The following is a 26,960-nucleotide window of genomic DNA, read 5'->3' as shown; positions in this document are numbered from 1 at the left end:
TGTCAGAGATGATGTTCAGCGAGGTCGAACGCACTGAGTAGCGTGCGGAATTTTGTACTGGTCTCTCTCAATTCGATTTCCGGGTCGGAAGTAGCGACGATGCCGCCGCCGGCGTAGGCCCGCGCCGAGAGGCCGTCTGCTGCGATCTCGGCGCAACGAATAGCTACCATCCACTCGCCGTCTCCAGTCCGGTCGCACCAGCCCACGGCACCGGCATAGAACCCACGATCGGCTTCGGTTGCGGTGATGTGCTCGCGTGCGGCGACCGTCGGTGTGCCGCAGACAGCGGGAGTCGGATGCAGCGCCATTGCGAGTTCGAGCGAGGTCAGGCTCGGGTCGATCAGGACACCTTCGATCTTGGTCCCGAGATGCCACAGTTGCGGTGTCCGAAGGATTTCCGGTGCGCTGGGTGCATTGAAGGACGTGCACAGTGGTCCGAGTATCGCGCTGATGGAGTCGACGACAAACGCGTGTTCGGCCAGATCTTTGGTCGACGCGCGGAGTTGCTCGGCATTCGCCTCGTCCTGATCCGAATTCGGATGGCGTGCAATCGAGCCCGCCAGCGGGTGGCAGGTGACGACGCCGCCTCGCCTTTCGATCAGAACCTCGGGCGTCGAACCGACCAGCGAACGCCCGCGGTACTTTCCTCCGGCGGGGGACAGGTCGACGCAGAAACCGTTGTGCGCGTGATCGAGTGCAATCAGTTTCTCGGCCAGAGCGGCGGGGAAGATCGTGGACTCGGCCTCGATGGTCAGGGAGCGTGCGAGGACAACTTTGTCGAGTTCGCCTGCTCGAAGTCGTTCGATGGCTCCGCGGACCCTGTCGGTGTGGATCTGCGGGCTGGGTTCGAATCCGGCTACCCGCGAAGTGGGTAATGACGGGATGTTCGAGTGATATAGATCACCGCGGACTCGTGTGAAACTCAGTGGCGCGGTGAGGGCGGACGGCGTCTCCGGGGAGAACGGCAGGGCGCCGACGACCGAGTCGATGCGCCCGGTCTTGAGGGCTTCGGCAGCGTCGAAGGCCGAGTCGAATTCTTCGACTACTCCCGAAGTGCGGATCGACGTTTGCCTACGTGAGAGCAGGAAAACGGAGTCCGTTTCATCGTCAGTCCGGTTGTTGCGCAACGGGAATTCGGAGACTTCGGCGAGTGCTGACATGGACACCCTTCCAGTTCGACAGATTGCTTGTTATGTTGAGGCTAGCCTTAGTTTGGGTGAATTTGTGTTGCGAGCGTCCGGGTTGTGTACTTCCGTACCGTTATGGTTAGGCTGGCCTAAAGTCAAGGCGTGCGGACGGGGTCGACACGAGGTTGGGTTGGCTCGATCTGAGCGCGTCGACCACCACTCGAGGAGACCGATGAGCAACACCGTGGACCGTGACCAGATCGTGCGCGACGTCGCCGAGGTTCTGTCGATGAGGGCAGAACAACTCGGCGACGACGCGGACCTGGGTGACGAAGGCCTTGACTCGGTTCGCTTGATGACGCTCGTCGAACGGTGGCGGGGAGCGGGCGCGGATGCCGACTTCGCGGAGTTGGCAGAAGAGCCCACGATCAATGCCTGGGTTCAGGTCCTGTGCCCGCAGTGAGCGAGCGCCGAATCGCCGTGGTCACCGGTGCTGCGGCGGGGATCGGCGCCGCAGTGGCCCGTACGCTTGCGCGCGACGGGTATTCGCTGGCGTTGCTCGATCGCGACGACGTCGAATTGAAGCGGGTAACTGCGGAATTGGCAGAAACAATCGTCGAAGGCGCCGATATCGAGAGTCACGTCGTGGACGTGACCGATCGGCAGGCAGTCGACGCTGCAGTGGCCTCGACGATGGACACGTTCGGCCGGATCGACGCGCTCGCGCACGTCGCCGGAATTCTCGACACCGGATCGGTGCTGGACTCCGATCCGGACCAGTGGCGGAAGATATTCGGCGTCAACGTCTTCGGATTGCTGAACGTGCTGCAAAGCGTGGGACTGGAAATGCGTCGCCGTCGGGCCGGGGCGATGGTGGTCGTCTCGTCGAACGCGGCCGGTGTCCCACGTATCGGGATGGGTGCTTACGGTTCGTCCAAAGCTGCTGCCACCATGTTGGTTCGAACCGCTGGACTGGAGCTGGCTACTGACGGCATTCGTGTCAACGTGGTCGCTCCGGGATCCACCGACACAGCGATGCAGCGGTCACTGTGGTCGGACCCTTCCGACGATTCGGGTGCCGACGCGGTCATCGAAGGCAATCTGGCGAGCTATCGCCTGGGTATTCCGCTCGGAAAACTGGCCACCGCAGACGATATCGCGGACTCGGTGCACTTCCTGCTGTCCGACCGGGCGGCCCACATCACCATGCAGGCGCTGTACGTCGACGGTGGAGCGACGCTCAAAGCGTGAGACGTATTTGCTGACAGTACTTTCGAACAGGAGTCACTTGCATGACCTTGAGGATCGCTCGCGAGCCCTTGGCACCCGTCGCACAGTATCCACCCGATTTGGTGACGTATTATCGGGAACGAGGCTATTGGACTGACGAGACGCTGGCCGGATTCGTCACGGCCGCGGCCGCACGGCATCCCGACAACGAAGCGGTGGTCGGCAGCGATGCCTTTGGCACACAGACACGGCTGACGTATTCCGACCTCGATCGTCGCAGCTCGGCCGTGGCCGGAGGCCTGTCCGGCTTGGGTGTTCGCGCCGGTGACCGGGTGCTTCTGCAGCTGCCGAACATCGTGGAATACGTCGAAGCATTGTTCGGTGTGTTGAAGCTCGGCGCCCTGCCGGTATTCGGGTTGCCGGCGCATCGCCGAACCGAAATCGGATACTTCTGCCAGTTCGCTGATGTCGCTGCCTATATCGTCGCCGACCGTCATGGCGGGTTCGACTACCGCGCGCTGGCGCGTGAGGTGAACGAAGGCCTCGAGACTCCGCCTGTTGTGATCGTGGCCGGTGACCCCGAAGAGTTTGTCGGTTTCGATTCGCTGCGCGGATACGAGGTTCCCGTTCTTGCCGACGTCGATCCGTTGTCGGTCGCCTTTCTTCAGCTTTCCGGTGGCACGACCGGTGTTCCGAAGCTGATTCCGCGAACGCACGCCGACTACCTCTACTCGGTGCGAGCGTCCAACCCGATCTGTGGCGTCGACGACTCGACGCGCATGTTGGTGGTTCTTCCTGCAGCGCATAATTTTCCGATGAGTTCGCCGGGCATCCTGGGCGTTCTCCACGCGGGCGGCTCCGTGGTTCTGGCGCCGGACACCATGCCCTCCACAGCTTTCGGTCTGATCGAATCAGAGCGAGTCACGCACGCTTCCTTGGTTCCACCGATCGCGTTGGCCTGGATGGCCGCCCCCAGTAAGGCAGATCACGATCTGTCGAGCTTGCGGGTTCTCGGCGTCGGCGGAGCGAAGTTCAGCGCCGAAGCCGCTGCACGCGTACCCACGGAGTTGGGCTGCACCCTCCAGCAGGTGTTCGGGATGGCCGAGGGGCTGGTCAACTACACCCGCCTCGACGACACGCAAGAATTGATCGTCAGCACTCAGGGCCGGCCCATTTCACCCGACGACGAGGTTCGTGTGGTCGACGACGAAGGCGCGCTCGTCGCGCCCGGAACCACGGGGCACTTACTGACTCGGGGTCCGTACACGATCCGCGGCTATTACCGGGCGGATGCGCACAATGCCGAGGTCTTCGACGCCGAAGGTTTCTATCGCACCGGCGATCTGGTCAGCGTCACCGATTCAGGACATCTGATAGTCGAGGGGCGCGCAAAAGACCAGATCAACCGCGGCGGTGAGAAGGTTGCGGCCGAGGAGATCGAGAACCACCTGCTCTCGCATCCGGCTGTCCACGATGCGGCCGTCGTCGCCGTTCCCGACGAGTACCTGGGCGAACGAACCTGTGCTGTTCTGGTGATTTCCGGAGATGCCCCGACCGTCGGCGAGATCAAGCGATACATACGAGGCCGAGGCGTTGCGGCGTACAAGGTTCCGGATCGAGTGGAGTTCGTGACCGAGTTCCCCGTCACCGGCGTCGGAAAGACCAGCAAGGCGGCCTTGCGCCGTGTTCTCAGCGAATCGATTGCCGCACAGACTCTGTCGAGTTGATCGGTTCCCACCCCCACATTTTCGAGGAGATTCATCATGGCGCTACCCACAGCAGTGCGATACGAGATGCCCACCGAGTTTCCGCAAAATCGGGTCGACTGGACTCTCGATCCTTCCCGAGCGGTGTTGCTTCTGCACGACATGCAGGAATATTTCGTGAACGCGTACGACCGAAGCGTCGACCCGCTCCAAACCGTGGTTCCGAACATCGACCGGCTTCGTTCGTCGGCGCGAGCTGCCGGAATCCCGATCGTCTACACCGCGCAACCCGGTGATCAGGATCCCGAGGAGCGTGCGTTGCTGTCGGATTTCTGGGGACCGGGTCTGAAGGCAGATCCCGCTCACACCGACGTGATCGCCGAGTTGGCTCCGCATTCGGACGACGTGATGCTCACAAAATGGCGCTACAGCGCCTTCATCAAGACGGATCTGCGTGAGCGGCTGCGCGAGAGTGGGCGTGACCAGCTGATCATCACCGGAATCTATGCCCACATCGGTTGCCTGACTACCGCTTTGGACGGGTTCATGCAAGACGTGCAGATCTTCTTCGTGGGCGACGCGGTAGCCGACTTCTCCCTGGACGAGCATGTCGGTGCGCTCGAGTACGCGGCCGGGCGCTGCGCCTCGGTCACCCGAACCGACGACCTGGTCAAGGCGATGAGCGCGGAAACCGTTTCGGCGTAGGCGTGAACGGCGACGGGTGCGCCACCCGTCGCCGTATTGTCAGATGTGTGAAGACTCTGTTGGTGGTTCACCACTCGCCCTCGCCGACAACCCACGAATTGTTGGATGCAGTCCTGGCCGGGGCTCGCGATCCCGAGATCGAGGGCGTCGAGGTGAAGGTGATGCCGGCGTTGGCGGCGACGGTGCCCGACGTCCTCGCTGCTGACGGCTATCTTTTCGGAACCACCGCCAATTTCGGTTACATGTCGGGCGCGCTGAAATACTTCTTCGACACCACGTACTACCAATGCCTCGGTGCGGTTTCGGATCGACCGTACGGCCTGTGGGTTCACGGCAACAACGACACTGCCGGTGCAGTGTCCTCGGTGCGCAAACTCGCCACCGGGCTCGGATTGGTCGCGGTGGCGGATCCGCTCGAAGTGACTGTGAGCGTGGACAAATCTGTCCGCGCTGGTTGTTATGAACTGGGCGGAACCGTCGCCGCGACCTTGATGGACTAGCTCATTCACTGGTGCCGACCCGACTTCGAGGGAGTGCGACGTAGACACGAGTCGAACAGAAGCGGCCGCAGGCGACGGCAACGCTGTTTTCTCAGGCTGCCGAAGCTCGCTCACCGATCCAGAGACCCAAGGGAAATGCTGCTGTAGCGTAAAGCGATTCGGATCTGTTGTAGCGCCCAGGCAGGTCGAGGTGCGTAGTCGCGGTTCGCGGCGGGGTAAGTCACGTTGAGTGAGACGCCTGAACGGCGATATTGCGATCGGACGCCCATGCCGAGTGGGCCATGCGGAAGCCAAGTCGGCGTGTCATGTCGGGATACGTCTTGCAGAGCGAGGTGTAAGCCGGCTTCATGTTTGTCGAATAGACGAGCTTAGTCACCAGCAGTAGTTCAAATGCGGCAGTTTCGATCCAATCGACATTCTTCGTGTATCCGGCAACCGCGCGAGCACCCGTTCTGCGACAGAAGCTCGTCAAGACCTCGTCTGGCGCTGAGAGCACGCTGCACGAACCGAAGTAGACGACTTTGCCCTGACATCGCCCGTCGATCAATTCTGCGAGGTCGTCGAGTGACATTTGTTCGTGACCGACATCGAGACGCTCGGCACTCCCATGAAATCCCAAGTATCCGAAGTCATATCCGCGGAGTCGCGTGTTGAGCCACCGATCCAAGTAGTACTCGAGTTCTGCGAGAGTAGCAATGTCACGGTGAACCAGCCGAATATCGTCGCGAGCCTCGAGCAGACGTAATGCAGGCTCAATGCTCAGTCTGCTTTCGATGCTTTCCTCCCATTCGCCTTCCAAGCAAAACACTCCCGGTGGTCTTTTTGTAGTCATGGCGTAGTTATCCGTTGAAATGTGACTGCGTTACATCAGTTGTGTCATCGGTGGGAGGCGCTGGCGAGGCGGATTCCCCGATTCGTAGACATTTAGTTTAGGCTACCCAAAACGACGTTAGGTCACCCTTGGGTGACGTGTGTCCACAGACGAGGGGATCAGTGTGAGCGTTCTTCCAGGTTCGAACTCCGGAGCGGCGAGCGAAGCTACGTTTGCTCTCACAGGAGCTCAACTCGGGATTTGGAACGCACAGAGGCTTGATCCCGAATCTCGGAGCTACCTCGTCGGTGAGGTGCTCGAAATCTCGGGCGACGAACCGATCGACACCGACCTGCTGACAGCCGCCATCACGGCGACGATCGGTGAAGCCGAAACCATGCGGCTGCGGATGATCGAGACGGCGGACGGCCCGCGTCAGTACATCTCCGACGAGCCGGTTGGCATCATCCCGATCACCGACGTCCGTGACGAGCGCGATCCCGTAGCCGTGGCGCACGCACTGGTCGACGCCGAGCGCAGCCGGGCGTCCGAGTACTGCCGCCTGATGGTGGAGCGTCCGCTGTACACCTACTCGCTGATCAGGCTCTCCGATCGCGAGATCTGGTGCATTCAGCTCTATCACCACCTGATCGTCGACGGATACAGCGCAGCAATGATTTCGCGCCGAGTCGCCGCGCACTACACGGCCGCGAAGAAGGGAACCGAGGTCGCGCCAACGCGATTCGGTTCTATGACAGATCTGGTCAGCGAGGACGAGGCGTACCGGGCTGGCGAGCAGTTCGCGGAAGATCGTGACTACTGGCGTGATGTCCTGACGCCGTTGCCCGCGTTGGACGGACGCGGCCAGCAGGTCACCGGTCCGGCGGAACGAACGATCCAGGTTCGCGAGGTCATTACCGCCGACGCCCTCAGCTGCCTCAAAGAGGTGGCAGACGCGACGGGAACAACGTGGGCCGAGGCACTGATCGCCTGCTACGGCGCGTTTCTCCACCGACTGCTCGGCGAGACGGATGTTGTCATCGCGATGCCACTCATGGCGCGCGTAGGCCGCACGGCACTCAAGACGCCGGCCATGGCAGTCAACGTTCTGCCTCTCCGGTTGACGATTCGCAGCCACGATCGACTCGGTGACCTGAGCAAGCAGGTGGCCGCCACGATGAAAAGCCTGCGCGCACACCAGCGCTACCGCGGTGAGAATCTTGCTCGGGACCTGGGCGTCGCCGGAACCGGCGCACTGCTTCACGGGATCGGAATCAATCTCAAGGCTTTCGACTTCGCCCTCGATTTCGCCGGCGCTGTGGGTGTACTGCGAAACGTCGCCGGGGGACCGCCGGAGGACCTGGGTTTGACGGTGACGCCCATTGCGGACGGCGAAGTTCTACTCGGATTCGAAGTGGACGCGCGTACCAATACTCGGGAATCGGTTCAGCGTCGCCTCGCCGGTTTCGTCAGCATCGTCAACGCGATGGTCGGGGAGGGAGATCCTGCCGTCGGTCAGGTGGAGATGATGCCTGCGGCCGAAGCCGCGCGGATTCTCGCCGGCCGCGAAACTGCACCGCTGCCCGGCTCGGTCGAACTCGTTCCCGACGTGTTCGACCGCATCGTTGTCGAGCACGCGGATGACACAGTCCTCGTGTGCGGTGACGAACGTTTGACAGGCGCAGAACTCGGTGGCCGCGTCCACAAGCTCGCCCGGTTGCTTCGGGCCCGCGATGTCGGCCCGGACGACATTGTCGGACTTGCGCTTCCGCGTACTTCCGAGATAGTGGTGGCTCTGCTCGCGACATTGAACGCGGGCGCAGCGTACGTGGCCCTGGATCCGCAGCACCCGGCCGAGCGGTTGCGAGATCTGATCGACGACGCGCAGCCGAAGGTCGTGATCACCACTTCCACTCTGGCCGAGCAACTCGTCGGAGGTTTTCGGCCCGACCCCCTCGTCATCGATTCCGACGCAGTCCGCGAAGAACTCCGTGCTAATTCCGAGCTTCCACTCGAACTCGGTGAACTGGCGACAGCACGGCATGGTGATCACCTGGCGTATGTCATCTACACCTCGGGATCGACAGGCAAGCCCAAGGGTGTGCTGGTCAGAGGCGGTGGATTGGCGCACCTGCTTCACCACCATCGCGCCACCATCTACCGGGACACCGCCGAGCGCGTCGGGAACCGCCAACTGCACACCGCGCACACAGCGTCGTTCGCCTTCGATGCGTCTCTCGATCAACTGTTGTGGCTGCTGTGTGGTCATCGTGTGCACGTATACGACGAGGAACTGCAGAAGGACGCGGTTGCTCTGGTCGCGGCGTTCGAGCGAGATTGCGTCGACGTGGTCGACACGACGCCGTCGATGGCGGCAGCGATGGTGGACAACGGGTTGCTGCGTACGCATCGGTTGCAGCTCCTCGTCGTGGGTGGCGAGGCGGCACCGCCCGCACTGTGGGACGCGATCATCGAATCCGGTGTTCCGGCTCGAAACCTGTACGGCCCCACCGAAACGACGGTCGACGCGATCGCGACCACGGTCGAAGGTGCCGGACCGCGTATCGGGTACCCCCTCGCGGGTACCCGTGCGTACCTGCTCGACAGCGCGCTCGAGCCGGTCGCCGACGGTGAACGAGGTGAGCTCTACCTGGCGGGACCGCAAATGGCCAGGGGCTACCTCGGCCGCGCCGGCGCGACCTCCGAGCGTTTTGTCGCAGATCCTTTCGGGGCTCCGGGAGATCTGATGTACCGCGCCGGGGACGTGGCGCGGTGGGTGCCGGGGCGGGGCTACGACTTCATCGGTCGCAGCGACAAGCAGGTGAAGATTCGCGGACATCGAGTCGAGTTGAGCGAGGTCGAGGCTGTTCTCGGATCGGTACCCGGAATCGGCGCCGCTGCCGCGCTGATCCGTACGGATGGGGGACGGCCCAGCCTCGTCGGCTACGTTGTAGCCGCCGCCGGCGCGACGCTTCCGCCGCAGGAAGAATTGCGCCGTGACCTCGCCGGTCGCGTACCGGATCATCTCGTTCCCGCCGCAATCGTCGTTCTGGACGAACTGCCCGTCACGGTGAACGGAAAGCTCGATCGTGCGGCACTACCTGCCCCGGCTGCCGAATCGGAAGGTCGCGCTGCATCCACACCACACGAGGAAATCCTCTGTGACGTGGTGGCCGAGGTGCTCGGCCGCGAACGCGTCGGCGTGGACGAGGATTTCTTCGGCCTCGGTGGTGACAGCATCACGGCAATCAGTGTCAGCAGTCGACTGCGGGTGCGTGGTCTGATCGTTGCTCCCAAAGAACTACTGGCACAGCGAGATCTGGGAACCATCGCCGCTGCGGCGCGTGAGATTGCCGATGACGCCGACGCCGTAGCCTCGGTTGCGGACGTGGCGACCGGCACCGTGATCGCCCCGCCGATCGTTCGAGCACTGATCGACAAGAATCCGACAGACGAGGCAATCGCGGGCTACGCGCAATGGACCGCAGTGCGCATCGACGACAGCCTTTCACTGGGTGACCTGCAGTCCGGCGTGCAGACGATCCTCGATCACCATGACGCTCTACGCCTGCTCCTGCGCCGTGACAACGACAGCGGCACTGCCGAATTGATCGTCCGGGACGCCGGTGCAGTGCGCAGCGAGGGACTCGTTCGCGAGGTGTCCGACACCTCCGAGCCGTCCCGGATCAGAGAGCTCGCGGAGGCGTCGGCGGCGAGTCTCGACCCACGCGCCGGTGAACTCCTGCGAGTCGTACTGGTCAATACCGAGGCCGGTCGACCCGACCAATTGATCGTCGTGGCTCACCATTTGATCGTCGACGGTGTGTCCTGGCGAATTCTGCTTCCAGACCTCCACGAAGCTACCGATGCAGCGCGCGAGCGTAGGTCGGCCCGGTTGGCTGCAGGCGGAAGTTCGTGGCGTCGATACGCAGGGTTGCTCGCGGAATTCGGGGCCTCTGGCAGCAGGGCGTCAGAGCTCGAGTACTGGAAGTCCGCGTCGGTACAGGCGGACGACGAGCCGATCGGCAGTCGTCGTCTCGACCCGAAGATCGACGTGACCGCAACCGCCTCTCGCACGACAACCATTGCGCCCCCGGCCGTCACCGAGGCGCTGTTGACCACGCTTCCGGCGGCGTATCGAGCCAAGGCCGACGAAGTGCTTCTCGCGGGATTGATGCTTGCCTTGCGCTCATGGCAGCACAGTCGCGGCCTGACTGGTCTGCCCGCGCAGACAGTTACCGTCGAAGGTCATGGCCGCGACGCGCTCACCAGCGACACCGACTTCGCCGGAACCATCGGGTGGTTCACCAGTGAGTTCCCCGTCCGGGTTCCCACCGATGCACTGCTCACCGCAGACGATCTTGCCGACGCACTGAGCGGCGGAGCAGCTGCGGGGCATCTCCTTCGTGCGGTGAAGGAGGCAAAACGCGCCGTACCCGGAGGCGGAGTCGGCTATGGAGTTCTGCGGCATCTGGATCCCGACACCGCACCTGACCTTTCCGCGTGCGCTACACCCGAACTGCTGCTCAACTATCTGGGCCGCTTCCCGTCCTTGCCCGGAACCGGATGGCGATTGCCGGAGCAGGATCCATTCGCGGTCATCGAGCCGGCGACGAAGGTTATGTCGGAAGTGCTGGCGCTCAACGCATTTGTCCGAGAGGACGACTCGACGACGCTGGCGGTCGAATGGACTGCGGCGGGTTCAGTGCTCGACGGCGCGACGATCGTCGAGCTGCAAGAGCATTGGGAACGTGCGCTCGCTGCCCTGACCGCGCATGCCGCGCTCTTCGAGGGTGGTTTGACGCCTTCCGATTGCTCGGCGACGATCTTCGGCCAGGGCGCGGTGGTCGATCAGGCAGGGATCAACGAACTCGAAGCCGTCCACGGACCGCTTGCCGACGTCCTTCCGCTCTCGCCGCTACAAGAAGGTCTCCTGTTCCATGCGGTCCGTGACGGAGCCGCAGACGTCTACACGCTCACTGCACGCTTCGACCTCTCCGGGCCACTGGACGAGGCGAAGTTGGCCGACGCGTTCGAGACCGTGATCGACAGGCACCCGAACCTACGCGCCGCGTTCCACTACGAGCAGTTCGCACGGCCCGTTCAGATCATTCCGCGCGGCGCAAAAGTCGAGTGGCGTTCGGTCGACCTGATCTCCGTTCCAGCTGACACTGCATTCCGCTCTGCAGATCAGCTCGAGGACGAGGCCGCCAAGCATGTCTTCGACGTCAGTACACCGCCTCTGCTGCGTGCACTACTGGTTCGGCTGCCCGGCGGGGTGCACCGTTTGGTCCTCAACGCGCACCACCTGCTCACCGACGGTTGGTCGACTCCGATCGTCCTGCGCGAGCTGATGAACGTCTACCACGACGGCGACAGCCGCCTCCCTGCGCCGACGCCGTATCGCGACTACTTGGCATGGATCGCCGGCCGTGATCAGGACTCTGCCCGCGCAGCGTGGAGCGAGCGTTTGCGTGGGCTCACCGCGCCGACTCTCGTTGCCGACGCCGGAGCGCCGCGAAGTGTGCCCGTCGCGCTCGAGGTTCCTCTCGCGACATCGGACGCCGAAGCGCTGATCGAACTCGGCCGTGCGCGAGCGCTGACGGTCAACACCCTGGTTCAGGGTGCGTGGGCAGCAGCGCTCGCCGAAGCGACAGGACAGTGGGACGTCGTGTTCGGGGCCACGGTGTCCGGCCGACCTGCCGAACTCTCGGGGGTGGAGGGAATGGTCGGGTTGTTCAGCAACACGATTCCGGCCCGCCTCGACATCGTCGCGCACCGGCCTTTGCTCGATCAGTTCGTCGGTCTGCAGAACGCCCAATTCGACATCGTGGACGTCGAACACACCAGTTTGGCCGAGATCGAACGCATCGCCGGAATCGGGCAACTGTTCGACACGCTCCTGGTATTCGAGAACTTCCCGAACTCCGGTGCAGGACAGCCTGCATCGCACACCCTGCGGGTCGAGGGATTCACCAACCGCGGAGTCACGCACTACCCGATGACGTTGATGGCGCCGCCGAGCACCGGTCTGGATCTGGTTCTGTACCACGATCCGGCAGTTGTCTCCGACGCCACGGCGGAGCGAATGGTCACACGGCTCGCGGAGATCCTGCGTGGGTTGCTGACCGAGCCGACAGCTCCCGCATCCGCGGTGCTCACGGTAGTCCGACAGGCAGCGTCCGTTGCCGATGCGGTGTCTGCCGCGAAAAATGTCGCTGTCACGAAAAAGGTGGCCGCGTCCGATCCTGCGATCGATGTCGATCCCGCGGTCGTTGATGCAGTGTGCGCCTGTGTCGAAACGGTGTTGGAGATTCCCGACGTCGATCCGGGTGCCAATTTCTTCACTCTCGGCGGTCACTCGCTCACTGCGATGCGGTTGGTGGGAAGCCTGCGCAAGCTGGGAATTCGCGTCGTCGTCTCGGATGTCTTCGACACCCCGACCCCCCTCGGTCTTGCCATGGCCGCACGCGTCGATCGGACGAAGTTCTCGCCGGATTCGGTCGTTGGCGTCGATCGACCCGTCGTGACCGTGGCGACGTTCCGCGCCCCGGCGGTGGCGGGAAATCCTGATCACGAGCGTTACTGGGTTCGCACGCTCGCGGACCTGCCCCTCGAAACGGACCTTCCGTATGACCGCCCGCGCGGCGAAGAGTACCGCCCGCACACCTACCTCCGTCAGCTACGCGATGCCCGGTTCGGTGACGAACCAGGATTCGACGCGGTGCTGTTGGCCGCCGTGGCGGCGACGCTGAACAGCTTCGGCGGTGGTCGGGACCTTGCGGTCGGACTGGTCTCGGAAGGGACTGACACCCTGATTCGGGTCGACCTGTCCGGTCGGCCGAGAATTGCCGATGTCGTTCGGCGAGTCGAAAACGCTGTCTCCGAGGCACTTGCGCATTCCGATGTCAGCCTCGACCGAATCGCCGATCTACTCGTGCGTCCGACGAGCAGCCTGTTCGCTGCCCGTGTCGGTCACTCGCCCGGAAAGAACGTCGACCTCGAATTCGTCCGAACCGCAACAGAACTTCGATTGACGGTTGATGCCGGGCTGTTCGACGCCGCGACTGCGGACGCATTGCTCGACGGTGTGATCGCGGTCCTCGGTCACGAAATCAGCACTGTCGTCGCGGATCTGCGGCTGGCGGAAAACAAGCCGGATCGCGACCCGGGCCGACGCGCGACGCCGCCGTCGGGGATCTCGCAGTTGTTCGCTCGACACGTCAGCCGCCACCCCGACGACATCGCGGTGATCTCCGGCGAGGTCGGAATTACCTACGGGGAACTGTCGGCGCGCGTCGACGAGCTGGCCCGCGAACTTCTCGCGGTCGGCGCCGGACCCGAGAAGGTAGTCGCCGTCGCGCTGGATCGAAATGCGGATCTGGTGGCCGGACTGCTCGCGGTACTCCGCATCGGCGCTGCGTACCTGCCACTCGACGTCCATTACCCGACTGAGCGGCTCGAGTTCATGATCGAGGACGCGGCTCCGGTGTGTGTCCTGACCAGTATCGACAGCGCCGGGCAACTTCCGTTGACGGTCGCCACGAGTGTCTTCGTGGACGGTGAGTTCACCAACTCGGGTGTCGTGCTTCCTCCGCCGCCCGCGGCGGGTGATCACCTCGCCTACATGATCCACACCTCCGGTTCGACGGGTCGCCCCAAGGGCGTGATGGTCTCGACGGGCAACCTCGCAGCCTTCGCGGACACGGTACTCGAGGATTGCTGGATCAGGCCGGGCGATCGCATCGTCGCGGTTACAACGGTGTCGTTCGACATCGCGGCACTCGAGTTGCTGTGCCCGCTCGCGGCGGGCGCGACTGTCGTGATCGCAGACCGCAGGACGGTTCGCGACCCGGATGCGTTGTCGGCGTTGATCATCGCAAGCGATGCGACAGTGATGCAGGCAACGCCGGCGCTGTGGCGAGTGGTCACCGAACACGAGAACGCAGTCGGACTCGCCATGGTGCGAGCCCTGGTGGGAGGGGAAGCCCTCCCGCAGGATCTGGCCGACGATCTGGTGGCCAACGCTGCTTCGGTCCGGAATGTCTATGGACCCACCGAGGCCACGGTGTGGGCGACATCTTCGGTCATCACGACCGGCGACCGAGTCACGATCGGTCAGCCCTGGACCGATGTGCACGTGCGAATCCTCGACGACGACCTGCGTGAGGTTCCGGAAGGCGTTGCGGGCGAGCTGTATCTGGGCGGTGCGCAGGTGGTCCGCGGATACCTGAACCGCCCCGATCTGACCGTCGCTCGGTTCGTCGCCGATCCTTCTCTGCCGGGGGCACGCCTCTACCGCACCGGCGATCTGGTCCGACGCCGGCGAGGGGTTTTGCACTTCCTTCGTCGTGCTGACGATCAGGTGAAGGTTCGTGGTTTCCGCATCGAGCTCGGCGAGGTCGAAGGCGCGCTCGGATCGGTGGCAGGTGTGTTCCGCGCGGCAGCCACCGTTCGCGTCGATGCGGCGGGTACCGGAAGTCTGCACGGATATGTGGTTCCCGAAGGTGCAACCACGCTCGATTCGGTACTGGTGCGCAAGGAGATTGCGCGGCTCCTACCCGAACACATGGTGCCGCAGACCATCACGGTGCTCGAGGCACTACCACTCACCCTCAACGGGAAGGTGGACCGGAAGGCATTGCCCGACACCGCGCCGGATCGTGTGCCGAGCCCACTCGTAGCCGTCGATGCGGATCGTCGGGCACGGCTCGAGTCGCTGAGCCCGGGCTGGCAGGACGTGCTGCCACTCGGTCCCTTGCAGGAAGGCATGTACTTCCAGTCGGTTCTCGACGGCGCCGGCGGCACGGATGTCTATCACATGCAGCCGCGATTCGAGTTCTCCGCCGATGCCGCCGTCGACGTTCGCTCACTCCGAGCAGCGGGGGATGCGCTCTTGCGGCGCTATCCGAACCTGCGGGCCGGCTTCACACACGCCGGTTTCGACGCTCCGGTGCAGTTCGTGCCCAGGGCAGCCGAAATGCCTTTCCGCGAAATCGATCTGAGCGCAGTCGCACCCGAGGACTTGGATATCGAGGTCCGCGCCGTCGACGAGGCCGAATTCGGCAGGCTGTTCGACTTGAGTGCGCCGCCACTCATTCGAATGGTGTTGGTCTGGTTGCCAGGTGGGGGAGCGCACCTCGTCTTCACTCAGCACCACCTGCTGACCGACGGTTGGTCGCAGACCTTGATGTACGCGGAGTTGTTTGCGCTCTACGAGTTTGCTCGCACACACGGCACGGACCCGGTTGGACTCGACGGCGCGCTCGACAAGCCTGCGGACTTCCGTGATCACCTGCGATGGATCGCCGAAGCGGATCGCACGGACGCCATCTCGTCCTGGAAGGACTACCTCGCGGATCTCGAGCAACCCACACTCGTGGGTGGTACGGGATCAGGCGGGCGCGCTCCGTTGCCGGTGTTCACCCGGGTTCAGCTCGAACAGAGCATCACCGAGCACGTACGCGAGCTGGCCAGACGTAGCGGAGTGACGCTGTCCACCGTCGTCTCTGCGGCGTGGGGCCTGGCATTGCGCGCCGTGACGGGGCGTGACGACGTGGTCTTCGGATCGACGGTTTCGGGACGTTCACCCGAGGTCGAGGGCGCCGACCGCATGGTGGGCTTGGCGCTCAACACCATTCCCGTGCGTGTCCGGGTCCGGCCAGGCGAGGAGATCTCGGCGTTGCTCGGACGCCTGTTCCGTGAACAAGGTTCGCTGCTGGGGCATCACCATCTCGGGCTCGGCGACGTGCAGCGAAGTGCAGGGTTCGCCACGCTCTTCGACACGCTCTACGTTTTCCGCAACACCCCTCGCGACGAACAGGCACGTCGAGACACGTTCGGTCGCAGTGGAATCGTCGGGTTCGATGCGGTGGACGGCACGCACTATGCGCTCACGCTCGACGTGGATCCGGGTGTCGGGGACGCGGCGATGGCGCTCACACTCGAAAACCGTCCTGACCTGATTCCGCACGACGTGGCTCAGGACATCCTGTCCCGCACCATCACGATTCTCGAAGTGATGGCGAATTCCGATACCGCCACGGTGGCGGACACGGCGGTTCCGCTTTCGCGCACCCCCGCGGAATTCGCTTCGGAGCACGTCGTGATGCCACGGCCGGACCAGGCCGGCGGTAGCGTGGACGCACTACTGCGCGAAAGGGCAGCGGCAACTCCGGACGAGACGGCGCTGGTCTTCGGAGACGTCACACTGAGCGCAGCCGAGATGAACTCTCGGGTGGACAGACTGGCACGGATACTCGCGTCGGCGCTGGGGCAGTCGGTACCAGGCGGCGGACCGACCCGTGTTGTCGCGCTCGCACTTCCGCGTACTGCCGATCACGTTGTCGCAATCTTCGCCGTCATGAGAACCGGAGCGGCCTACCTTCCCTTGGATCTGGCTCACCCGCCGGCACGCCTGCGCGAACTCATCCTCGACAGCGATGCGGCGCTGGTAGTCACCACGACTCAGACGCGTGACCTCGTAGTTCCCGATGGACAGGCATGTCTGGTACTCGACGACCCGGACGTGGCCGGGGTACTCGACGGGCAGTCTTCGGCACCAGTTGTCGACGAGGCTGCGGTCTGCGGGCCGACCTCACCGGACCAGCCTGCCTACGTCATCTACACCTCGGGCAGTACCGGAAAACCCAAGGGCGTCGTGGTGGGTCACCGCGGGTTGACGACGATGTATCACAATCACAAGGCCGAGATATTCACTCCGACCGAAAACAGTGTGGGTGGCCGACGTCTGCGCATCGCGCATACAGTCTCGTTCTCGTTCGACATGTCGTGGGAGGAACTGTTCTGGTTGCTCGCGGGGCACGAAGTTCACGTGATCGACGAGCAGGCGCGACTGGACCCCGCGTCTCTGGTGAAGCATTACCGCGAAGTCGGTATCGACGTCGTGAATGTAACCCCCTCGTATGCCAGGGAACTGATGGCCGCCGGTCTCCTCGACGGTGAGCGGACGCCGGTGTTGGTGATGCTCGGCGGAGAAGCTGTACCTGCCGAGTTGTGGTCGCGATTGCGCGATCAGGACGGTGTCGACGGGTACGACCTTTACGGGCCGACGGAGTTCACGATCAACGCGATGGGATCCCCGGTTCAGGGGAGCGAGACACCCTGCTTGGGTCGTCCGATTCTGAACGCGTCTGCGCGGGTACTCGATTCGGGTCTGCGGGAGGTACCGATCGGAGCGGCGGGCGAGCTGTACATGTCCGGAGACGGAACGGCGATGGGTTACCTTCACCGGACCGCGTTGACCTCCGCTGTGTTCGTTGCTGATCCCTACTCCGTCGGCAAGCGCATGTACCGCACGGGTGACGTTGTACTGCGTCGCCGCGACGGCGAACTCGAATATCTGGGTCGCGCAGACCATCAGGTCAAGATCCGAGGCATTCGGATCGAATTGGGTGAAGTCGAATCCGCGCTGGCGTCGTTGCCGGGAGTGTTGAGAGCGGCAGCGTCAGTCCGTAGCGAAGGCGGTGCGCCGCCGCGACTGGTCGGCTACGTCATCGAAGAACCCGGCGCTGATCCAGTCGATCTGCGAGCTGCGTTGCGGGAAAGCGTACCGGCACACCTGGTTCCGTCGGACATCGTCGTCGTGGATTCGATCCCGTTGACGCCCAACGGAAAACTGGACCGCGGTGCGTTGCCGGCACCCCCCGCCCGAGCAGCGGCCCGAGCACCGCGAACCGAGATGGAAAGGCAACTGTGCCAGGTCTTTGCGCGGGTACTCGGCGTCGAGGCAGTCGATCCCGAAGAGAGTTTCTTCGATCTCGGCGGCGACTCGCTTCGAGCTATGCGACTGGTGGGGGAGATGGAGCACGACCTGTCGGTGAGCGTCGGTGTGGGAACGCTGATGGCCCGTCCGACAGTTGCAGAACTTGCAGTACACCTTGACGAGTCGGCGTCCGAAATCGATCTGAGTCGTGATCGCCTCCTGACACTGCGAGCCGAAGGCAGCGGAGAACCACTGTTCTGCGTGCATCCGGCCGGTGGATTCGCTTGGCCCTTTGCGCCTTTGACCGGTGTTCTCGAGGCCGACCGTCCACTGTTCGGCCTGCAACTGCCCACAGTTGCCGGGGAGCCACTCGAACCGACGAACGTGGACCAACTGGCAGCGATGTACGTCGACACGATTCGCGGCGTGCAACCGAGCGGGCCGTACCACCTGCTCGGCTACTCGTTCGGTGGCAACGTCGTTGCCGCGATGGCTGCTCAGCTGGTCGATATCGGCGAGACAGTGGAGTTCGCCGGTCTGATCGATACTCATCCACTGGGAGATCGTGACGATCGCGGTCGCGACGATGCCGACGACCGAGATCTGGCCGCCGCCCTGCCACCCGAGATCCTCACTCAGGCACCGGGACTGGTCGACGCTGTTCGGGCGGGTTTTGATGCCACTCGTTTGCTCGTGGCCAGCTCGACCGACACAACCTACGACGGACCGGTTACTCTGATCACCGCCGACGCCGAGGCGTCCGGACAGCTGCTGGCTGATCGCTGGCGCGGAGTCCGCGGGGACCAGGACATGGCAGTACACCATCTGCCGTACGACCACGCCGGTTTGGTGACCCCAGCCGGGTGGGCGGCGATTGCCCCGCTGCTCGACAGCTATTTGTCGAAACGCACGGCTACATAGTTCGAAAACCACACAGTTGAAACACAATGGGAGCTCAATGATGAAGTCCACACCGCCCCTCGCGATACGGAGTTGGCGACGTTTCGTCGCCATCGCAGGGTTGCTGATCGTCGCACTCGTGGCGATGATCGGTTGCAGTAGCGATTCGAACGACGAACCGACCAAGGCTGCAGAGCCCACGACCCGCGTGATCGAGACCGAGAAGGGCTCGGTCACCGTGCCCGCGTCGGCGGAGCGCATCGTGGTTCTGAGCGGCGGTCTCGCCGGATACCTGTACGCCCTGGACGCACCGGTGGTTGCCACCGATACCCGCGTCCTCGGTGTCACGAACCTCGACGGTGGATTCCCGCCGGCTTGGGCGGACGCCGCAAAGGCGCAGGGCACCAAGGAATTGCCGGCCGGCGAGCAGCTCAACATCGAAGCCGTCGCGGCGGCTGAGCCCGACCTGATCATCGGCGGTGGCCAGGGAATCACCTCGGTTCAGTCCGAGGAACTCTACGATCAGCTCACTGCTATCGCACCCACCGTCTTGGTCCCCAAGACGGTCGCCGCGTGGGACAAGCAGCTCGAAATCGTCGCCGACGCGGCGGGCCGTTCCGACCAGGTTCCGGCACTGATGAGCGCATACGAGGACAAGGTCAAAGAGGTCAAGGGCAAGATCAAGGTTCCCGAGGGCAACGTCGTCTACTTCCTCTCGGTCTCGAGCAACAAGCCGTACCTCGTTCCGCCGACGGCCGCGCTGCCCGCGATGCTCGCCGAGCTCGGTTTCAAGGCCGACGACGTCATGGCCAAGGCCGGCAACCCGCAGCTCTTCGGCTCGGGTGACTCGTTCGAGGTCAGCCCGGAACTGCTCTCGCAGGTCGCCGATGCTCCTGTCGCCTTTGTGATTCCGGTGTCCGGTCGCCCGATGGCCGAACTTGCCACCGATCCGCTTTACTCGCAGTTGCCGTCCTTCAAGGCAGGCACGACGTTCGAGCTCCCCGCCAGCAGCTACCGTCCTGACTACGACGGCGCAATGGCTACCCTCGACCTGATCGGCCAGACCTTCGCATGACTCGATTCGGTGGGCTGGTGATCGATGTTTCACCCTTGCGGACCAGCCGTCCCTTCAGGTACGCCTTTTCCGGGCGATTGATCTCGCTGCTCGGGATCGGACTGCTCGTCGTAGCCGTCCCCGCGCAGACGTACCAGCTCACCGGCTCGACCTTGCAGGTTGCCGGAGTGTCCACGGCGATGGCCATCGCCATGTTCTTCGGCAGCCTGTTCGGCGGCGTGCTCGCTGACCGTTACGATCGGCGACGCACCATCCAGTTGGCCCGCAGTGCTGCGGGTCTCGGCTTTGTCATTCTCGGGTGCAACGCGCTCTTGCCACACCCGTCGATGTGGGTCATCTACGTCGCGGCAGCTGTCGACGGCTTGGCCGGCGGTGTCAGCAGCTCGGCCTTGATGGCTTTGATGCCGACGTTGTTGCCGCGCAACAAGATGGCTGCGGCCGGCGCTTTGGTAGCGCTGACCACCGACATCGGGACGATGATCTCGCCGGCAATCGCCGGCGTGATCATCGCCTCCGGCGGCATTCCCGCGACATACTTTGTTGCTGCGGTGGCCACCGCAGCAACTGTCACGTTGTTCCAAGCCATCGGCCCTTCCCCGGCACCGGGCACGAATCACGAAAGCCCGATGCGCGCGCTGGTGACCGGCGTGAAATTCGCCGGCACGCACACAGTCATTCGCGGCATCCTGATCAGCGGTCTGTTGGTCATGTTCGTCAGCGGGCCGATGGTGTTGCTGCCTGCCTTCGTCGACCAGGTTCTCGGCGGCGGACCCACCATGCTCGGTCTGCTCTACGGCGCCCCCGCTGTCGGCGCTGTGGTCGGTTCCCTCACCAGCGGTTGGACCGGACGAGTCCACCGCAACGGCGCCGCGATGTTGATCTCTGTTGCGCTGATGCCTCTCGGCCTGGTGGTACTGGGTGCGTCGGGAGCAGCGATTGTCGCGTTCCTGGGCCTGGCCGGATTCGGCCTCGGCCGCGCACTCAACGACATTCTGAGATTTGCAGTCCTTCAACAGAACACGCCGGACGAATTGCGCGGACGCGTGTCCAGTCTGTGGATGGTGCAAGCCGTCACGGGTACGGCGATCGGTTCGATGGCAGCCGGGTTCCTCGGGCAGTGGCTCGAGCCTGGCGCCGCGCTACTGGTCTTGGGGCTCGCCGGTGTGACACTGGGCCTGGTGCTCCTGGCAGCATTGGGTTCGGTGCGCCGGGTAACTTCGGAGATCAACGAAGTCGATCTCTCCGAAAACACTGTGCCGGTGGGGAATGCTCCGCCGGAAAAGGAAGGTAGTTCATGAACCGAGGAGACCACCTCGCGACCATCGCCGAAGTTCTGGCGGGAACCACCGGCGCAAAAGTGCCGTACCCCATCGGCATTCGCGAACTCGAAGTTGTTCGCAGCGAAATGGTCGGGACCGGACTGTTGCGTCTGACCTTGGGTGGACCGGAGTTGGCGGGCTTCGAATCGCACGCTCCCGACGAGCATGTTCGCCTGGTCTACCCGGATGCAGACGGAACTTTACGTCTACCCGAACGCGACGGATTCAGCCTGAAGTGGCCTCGTCCATTGCCGATCTCGCGTGAGTACACCGTCCGTCGATACGACGCCGAGGCGGGGGAGCTGGACCTCGACTTCGCGCTCCACGAAGGTGGGTACGCCTCTGATTGGGCTCAGGCGGCGACCGTCGGCACTCGGGTGCACGTGGCAGGTCCGCCCGGTGGCGTCGTGGTTCCGTGGACGTACGACCGCTATCTGCTGGCCGGTGACATCACCGCCCTTCCTGCCATTGCTCGTTGGCTCGAGATGATGCCCGCTGCTGCCGCCGGGTGGGTGTTCGTCGAGATCACCGACCCTTCACAGGAAATCGAACTCACTGTTCCGGAAGGCGTCGAGGTGCGATGGCTGCACCGCGGTGACGTCCCAGCCGGTCACTCGGATCTGCTCGAGCAGGCAGTACGGACGGTCACCGTGCCCGAAGGTGAGCGCCTCTACGCCTGGATCTCCGGTGAGGCCACCAGTCTCAAGCCGATTCGCAGATTCGTGCGCGACGAACTCGGCCTGAGTTCGGGCGACTACCTGATCACGGGCTACTGGAAGCGCGGAGTCGCAGACTTCGACGAGGACGACGACGACCACTGAACATCGGTTGACGCCGGTTTCGGCATCGTCACCGCGACAACGAGTCCGACAATCGCAACGATTGCCGCCACTCCGAAAGCCGTGGCGAATGCCGAGTGCTGGGGAAGGCCGCCGGATGAAGTCGCGCTCGCGATGATCCCGGCGGCAATTTGGGTTCCCACAGCAGAACCCAGCGATCTGGCGATCGTGACTATTGCCGTCGTGACACCTACGCGGTCTGCCGGTGCGCTGTCGGCGGAGATGACGAACACTGCCGTCGACGCGGCGGCAACGCCGGTACCCGCAAGGATCAGCACCACAACGATCTGCCACATCGTTGTTGCAAAGACGCCGACGGCGCCGCTCAGGCCGAGGAAGGCAACTCCCGCTACCGCAATGGCTTTCGTGCCGACCCGTTGTGCGAGCTTTCCGGAGATCACCGACGCGATGACCGCTGCGCCGTAGCCGACGCACAGCAGGAAGCCGATGGCGCTGGTCGTCGCACCGCGGCCGAATCCGCTCTCTGCCGGCACGGCGAGTTGTTGCGGAAGTAGATAGACAACAGCGCCGTAGGTGAACCCGAAAACCACGCCGACGACCACGGCGCTCCACATCGAACGATGCCGCATCATCGTCAGGTCGACCATCGGCTCGGTTGTCCGGCTCTGATACCTGGCCCAGATCGCGAACACGGCAGCGGAAGCGAGAAGCAGCAGCATCGACGTCGGTGCGCCCCACCCGTTGCTCGATGCGCTCGCCAGCCACGCCGTCAGCGTCAACAATCCAAGAGCCAATCCGCCCGCTCCCGGCCAATCGAGTCGGCCGCCGACGTTCGACATGTGATCTCGTGGTGTGCTCACGGCAAAAGCAATTGCGCCGAGCAAAACGAACGCGGTCGGAACTGCATACATCGCGGTGCGTGAGACGTTTTCCGCGACGGGCCCGGACAATACGACTCCCAGAGCGCCGCCGGCCACTACGACAGCCCCGAGCAAACCCGTGGCCGTCTTCAGTCGGTCCGAGGATAAAGTGCGTCGTAGGACCACGAAGCTCACGGGAAGCAACCCGAGCCCGAATCCCTGGAGAAATTGGCCGAGGACGAACAGCGGGAAGATCGTTGCGAGAGCGGACACGCTGCCGCCCAGGACAACGATTGTCGTGATCGCGAGCAAGGTGGGGCGGGCGCCGTACACGTCGGCTATTCGCCCGGCCATCGGCGTGACGAGGACAGTGCTCAACGTCAGAGCGACGGATGCGAGCGCTCCGACGTCGGCCGTCACTCCGAAGTCTCTCTGTATCAGGGGGAGTGCGGGGACGATGATGCTTTCGAGCGCGGCCACGGCAGCGATCAGCAGGGTCAGGCTTGCGATAGTTGCTACCGGTCGCGGCTGATTGCCGGAGACGCTCTCTGTGGTCATCGTGCTCTCTTTCGATCGGGGAGTGAGGAGCTTATGGACGCGACGAAACGCCGCCCCTCCAAGATCCCGGAAGGGTTGTGGCACTGGATAATCGGGCTGTGAAGTAGACCGTCCCGCTATTTCGTTACGCGTACCGTTATTGTGGAGAAATGTAATCGGATTCAGCGCACAAAGCAAGAGTCGGACGGGTTGGAAATGGTGCCATGTATCGCCAGATCGCAACGGGCAGACTTTTGCTGCTACCGTCGGTCGGTGTCAGGTGATGTGACGATGGGGCTCATTTCTCGATGAGCATGACGCTGGTCACCAAAATGCTTCTCCGAGCAGGGAGTTCATCTGCCGGACACATTCAAGGTCCCCGTTTGAATGCCGGGTTTGTTAGCTTTCTGCCTGTGACGCGACGTCACGGAAAGTTCACGAATCACGGAGGATCATCATGGGTTCTATTTCAACGATCATCGGAATCTTCGAGCTCTACAAGCTTCTCGAGCCGCTGCTGAGCTCGCTGAGCTGATTCAGGTGTGATTTCGCTGTCGAGCCGGGGCGCCGAGGGACTCGGCTCGACAGCGGATCTCGAGGATCCGGCGCGATCAGGGCCCGTGGAACGGATGTCGGCACCGGCAGAATTCCATCGCTCCGGTGTAGTGGTCCATCACCAGGATTTCTGCACACCGAGCGGGCTGCGGTGCGAACCTGAGGCAGCGCTCGATCCACCCACGCTCCAGCGAAGGGGCGGGGTGCGCGCAGTTCCCGCATCGGCCGGGACGTTCGGCGACACGTACGGAACCGTGGTGCTCCGGGGGCATGCCAAACATCTTGGTGGTGCGATGTTTCCAGGGCAATGGTTCGGCTCGAGCGGAAGCTATGTCACGAAAGCCCGGCGGCGATATGCGAGGACCGAACCCGTTGAGCTGCGCTACCTGGATCCCTGATAATCCGATTGCCCAGACTGAGTTTTTTGGTGCAAGTTGCGGCTACTGCGCTGACGCCCAGAAATTCTCGGACTATCTGGGCAACGATCATGCGGTGGTAACCGCGAACAGAATCCGATCCGGCTCGCGTTGCATACGGGTGATCGCGACGCGGCCCCCGATCCAAGCACCAAGTGCACCAATCGCAACAGCGACAGGGATGGCGAAATAGTTCACCGGGTTCGGTAGCAGCGCCCCGAGTAGAACGCCGGGCGCCGTTGTCGCGGCGAAGATGACGATGGCGAGGATGATCAGTCCGAAGGACGAGCCGTTGAAGGACCCGCGGGTGTTGAAGGAGAACGTCTTCTTCATCTCCGGAACCGGGTAGGGCGCTTTGGCGGATATCGCTACTGCCAGTCCTGCACCGACTCCCATCATCGAAATGCCGACGGCGAGCGGCACGGCCAGTCGGTCGGTCCCGAGGTCCCCGAAGATCCGTACAGCAGCTGTTGCGACGACCACGAAGGGTGTCATCACGATTGCCCACGCGATTTGTCGGCCCCGGACGTCAGCGGCAGCGGCTTCGGGGATCATCACCAGATGCCAGATCGATGCGCCGTCGAATCCGTACAGATTCGATCCGGCTGCCATTGCCAGGTAGATCAGGAACCAGGCACCCCATGCGGCGGAGAAGGGGATCGATGACGAGATCAGCGGTCCGAAGCCGGAGACCAAGGTCATGATGGCAACGGAGAGCAGTTGTGTTCGTCGGCGCATGTCTCCGTGCCAGAGCGAAAGCTCGCGAGAGATGACGGTGCCCAGTCGGGATGCGCGCCAACCGGTTCGAATGTCGCGGCCCTGGTTCTTCAATTGCACGGAAGTGGCGCCCGCTGATTCTGCGACCTTCCCGTTGAAGTAGCGAACGACCAGGCGTTGCCATGACCACAGCAGTGCGAGATCGACCAGCACCAGGGCGAGGACTGCTCCGGCGGCGAGGAGCCAGGCGCCTCCTGCTGCTGCGTCGACACTGGTGATTCCCCACGCGAACGGGATCGAATGCGCGATCGTGAGCGGCCACGTGACGTCGCCGTCCACGACCGTGCCGAGGCGACTCTGCAGCGGAAATTGCAGCAGATACAGTCCGCCGAAGAACGTGCCGAATGCCAACAGTCCCAGTTCGCGGCTGCGACGACTCCGCAGGAGCTGCGACATCGCCAGCATCGCGACCCGTGAGGTGCCGACAATGAGCAGGACCGTTGCGGGCCAAGCGATAATGGCCAATGGCAGTGCGGCAGGGTGGTGTGTAGCGGCATAAATTGGAATCGCTGCTGCAGCCAACGCGGTAATCGGCACGGTCATACCGACCAGCGACGTCGAGAACAGTGCTCTGGCGAGTCGGACGGGTTCCAGGGGGAGTAGTTGGAAATGTCTGGGGTGAAGATTGTCATCTGACAGACCAGACATGATCGGCATCAAGATCCACATCACGGCGATAGCCGAAAGTGCGAGACTGGTTGTGCCGCTGACGAGATCGGGAGAAACACCGTTCTTTCCCGAAGCTCGTAGGCACAGTAGCGCTGCCCCCAGAACCCCGAACAACGCTGCAATGACCTTGATTACAGCTCTTCCACCGGTGAACTGACGTTTGTAGAGGGTCATGCGCATGCGGAGAACAGTGCGCCACACAGAGACCGACGGGTTCCAGCGTGTCGGTGAAAAGCTGGTGGTGGTCATGCGCGCATCCATGACAGTCCGTCGGGATTGGGACTGCGGCTACCGACCAGGCGAACGAATGCCTCGTCGAGAGTGTTGCCTGCGCGCACCTCGTCGACCGTTCCTGAAGCCACGACGCGACCGTCTGCGATGACTCCGATGTGAGTACACAGTTGTTCGACAAGGGCCATCACGTGACTGGAAAGAATGACCGAGCCACCTGAGTGGACGAACGAGAGCAGAATGCTCCGAATTCCGGCCGAAGAAATGGGGTCGACAGCTTCGAACGGCTCATCCAGTACCAGTAAGCGAGGGCCGTGCAACAAGGCCGAGGCCAACCCGATTTTCTTCGTCATGCCCGCTGAATAATCGGCGATGACCGTTCCACCTGCATCGGCGAGATCGAGCGCGGCCAACAGTTCGTCGCGTCGTGACGCGATGACGTCCTCTGGCATACCGCGCAGGCGTCCGAAATAGGTGAGTAGTTCATGGCCGGTGAACTGGGCGGGTAGCGCCAGACCGTCGGGTAGGACGCCGAGCAGACTCTTCGCTGCGACAGGGTCGTTCCACACGTCGTAGCCGTACACCAGGCTGCGACCGTAGTGCGGGCGAAGCAATCCGACAGCCATCGACAGTGTGGTCGTTTTTCCCGCACCATTCGGCCCAACCAGACCGAACAACGAACCTGAGGGCACCGCAAGGGAAAGGTCGTTCACAGCAACTTTCGCGCCGAACGCCATGCAGAGGTGTTCCACTTGCAAAGCCATCGGTCCGGGAGGTAGCTGTCCTGTCTCGGGGAGAGGGTGCATCGATCGAGGGTAACTGTCCGGAGCCATGTGCGTGGAGACGGAGCGGAGCGATGCAGGCTGCGTGCACCGAATGTCATTCCTAGGTGAGGGTTGCGACATGAGTCGCTGGTTCGCAAGGGGAGCGGATGGCAGGAGTCGAACCTGCGTGGACGGTTTTGCAGACCGCTGCCTTGCCGCTCGGCCACACCCGCATTGATCCAATTATGTTCGT

15 protein-coding genes and 1 tRNA gene are annotated in these 26,960 nt (G+C 63.2%); 10 read left to right on the top strand and 6 right to left on the bottom strand.

Annotated elements, in window-relative coordinates:
• Positions 1-2: 2 nt before the first annotated feature.
• A complete protein-coding gene (locus G4D79_RS21610; protein WP_020969440.1) occupies positions 3-1,160 on the bottom strand; it encodes an isochorismate synthase MenF in 1,158 nt (385 codons plus the stop codon).
• 199 nt (positions 1,161-1,359) lie between these two features.
• On the opposite strand from G4D79_RS21610, the gene G4D79_RS21605 reads away from it, so the two are divergent.
• From G4D79_RS21605 to G4D79_RS21585, 5 genes are read left to right on the top strand one after another with little or no spacing between them, the layout of a single operon-like run.
• Complete coding sequence (locus G4D79_RS21605; protein WP_003942230.1) at positions 1,360-1,590, top strand: phosphopantetheine-binding protein; 231 nt, start codon at positions 1,360-1,362, stop codon at positions 1,588-1,590.
• Positions 1,578-2,378, top strand: a complete 801-nt coding sequence (locus G4D79_RS21600; protein ID WP_007735119.1) for a 2,3-dihydro-2,3-dihydroxybenzoate dehydrogenase — start codon at positions 1,578-1,580, stop codon at positions 2,376-2,378. Before G4D79_RS21605 ends, G4D79_RS21600 begins: the two co-directional genes overlap by 13 nt.
• A gap of 41 nt (positions 2,379-2,419) precedes the next feature.
• Positions 2,420-4,084, top strand: a complete 1,665-nt coding sequence (locus G4D79_RS21595) for a (2,3-dihydroxybenzoyl)adenylate synthase (RefSeq protein WP_214514364.1) — start codon at positions 2,420-2,422, stop codon at positions 4,082-4,084.
• Between the two features lie 36 nt (positions 4,085-4,120).
• Positions 4,121-4,768: an isochorismatase family protein gene (locus G4D79_RS21590; RefSeq protein WP_003942132.1), complete on the top strand. Its 648-nt coding sequence runs from the start codon at positions 4,121-4,123 to the stop codon at positions 4,766-4,768.
• A 47-nt stretch (positions 4,769-4,815) separates the two neighbouring features.
• The gene (locus G4D79_RS21585) at positions 4,816-5,268 is read left to right on the top strand and encodes a flavodoxin family protein (RefSeq protein ID WP_065455657.1); all 453 of its coding nucleotides are present in this window, start codon (positions 4,816-4,818) and stop codon (positions 5,266-5,268) included.
• A gap of 220 nt (positions 5,269-5,488) precedes the next feature.
• On the opposite strand, the gene G4D79_RS21580 is transcribed toward G4D79_RS21585, so the two are convergent.
• Complete coding sequence (locus G4D79_RS21580) at positions 5,489-6,100, bottom strand: DUF6642 family protein (protein WP_214514363.1); 612 nt, start codon at positions 6,098-6,100, stop codon at positions 5,489-5,491.
• Between the two features lie 163 nt (positions 6,101-6,263).
• Here G4D79_RS21580 and G4D79_RS21575 point away from each other — a divergent pair, with 163 nt between their 5' ends.
• From G4D79_RS21575 to G4D79_RS21560, 4 genes are read left to right on the top strand one after another with little or no spacing between them, the layout of a single operon-like run.
• Positions 6,264-18,725: a non-ribosomal peptide synthetase gene (locus tag G4D79_RS21575; RefSeq protein WP_308252601.1), complete on the top strand. Its 12,462-nt coding sequence runs from the start codon at positions 6,264-6,266 to the stop codon at positions 18,723-18,725.
• A 40-nt stretch (positions 18,726-18,765) separates the two neighbouring features.
• Positions 18,766-19,779: a Fe2+-enterobactin ABC transporter substrate-binding protein gene (locus tag G4D79_RS21570; RefSeq protein ID WP_003942170.1), complete on the top strand. Its 1,014-nt coding sequence runs from the start codon at positions 18,766-18,768 to the stop codon at positions 19,777-19,779.
• Complete coding sequence (gene entS / locus G4D79_RS21565) at positions 19,776-21,077, top strand: enterobactin transporter EntS (protein ID WP_050655776.1); 1,302 nt, start codon at positions 19,776-19,778, stop codon at positions 21,075-21,077. Before G4D79_RS21570 ends, entS begins: the two co-directional genes overlap by 4 nt.
• Positions 21,074-21,919 carry a siderophore-interacting protein gene (locus tag G4D79_RS21560; protein WP_030535573.1) on the top strand — a complete coding sequence of 282 codons (846 nt, stop codon included), beginning with the start codon at positions 21,074-21,076 and terminating at the stop codon, positions 21,917-21,919. Before entS ends, G4D79_RS21560 begins: the two co-directional genes overlap by 4 nt.
• Here the strand turns inward: G4D79_RS21560 and G4D79_RS21555 are convergent.
• Positions 21,868-23,316 (bottom strand): MFS transporter, encoded by a 1,449-nt coding sequence (locus tag G4D79_RS21555; protein ID WP_214514361.1) that lies wholly within the window; start codon positions 23,314-23,316, stop codon positions 21,868-21,870. The two genes, G4D79_RS21560 and G4D79_RS21555, sit on opposite strands and share 52 nt — an antisense overlap.
• Positions 23,317-23,837: 521 nt before the next feature.
• Here G4D79_RS21555 and G4D79_RS21550 point away from each other — a divergent pair.
• On the top strand, positions 23,838-24,248 hold the full coding sequence (locus G4D79_RS21550; RefSeq protein WP_064112776.1) for a hypothetical protein: 411 nt from the start codon (positions 23,838-23,840) through the stop codon (positions 24,246-24,248).
• Between the two features lie 87 nt (positions 24,249-24,335).
• Here G4D79_RS21550 and G4D79_RS21545 read toward each other — a convergent pair whose 3' ends face one another.
• The 3 genes from G4D79_RS21545 to G4D79_RS21535 all read right to left on the bottom strand — a co-directional run bounded on the left by G4D79_RS21545 (position 24,336) and on the right by G4D79_RS21535 (position 26,940).
• Positions 24,336-25,961 (bottom strand): ABC transporter permease, encoded by a 1,626-nt coding sequence (locus G4D79_RS21545; RefSeq protein ID WP_214514360.1) that lies wholly within the window; start codon positions 25,959-25,961, stop codon positions 24,336-24,338.
• A complete protein-coding gene (locus tag G4D79_RS21540) occupies positions 25,958-26,749 on the bottom strand; it encodes an ABC transporter ATP-binding protein (RefSeq protein WP_019748159.1) in 792 nt (263 codons plus the stop codon). The genes G4D79_RS21545 and G4D79_RS21540 overlap by 4 nt, the downstream gene beginning before the upstream one ends.
• 120 nt (positions 26,750-26,869) lie before the next feature.
• Positions 26,870-26,940 (bottom strand) — tRNA-Cys (locus tag G4D79_RS21535).
• Positions 26,941-26,960 lie beyond the last annotated feature (20 nt).

Source organism: Rhodococcus sp. WY5 (genome assembly GCF_018588185.1).
Lineage (GTDB): Bacteria > Actinomycetota > Actinomycetes > Mycobacteriales > Mycobacteriaceae > Rhodococcus_F > Rhodococcus_F qingshengii.
Note: the sequence above shows the minus strand (reverse complement) of the source record. Positions and strands in the feature narration are given on the sequence as shown.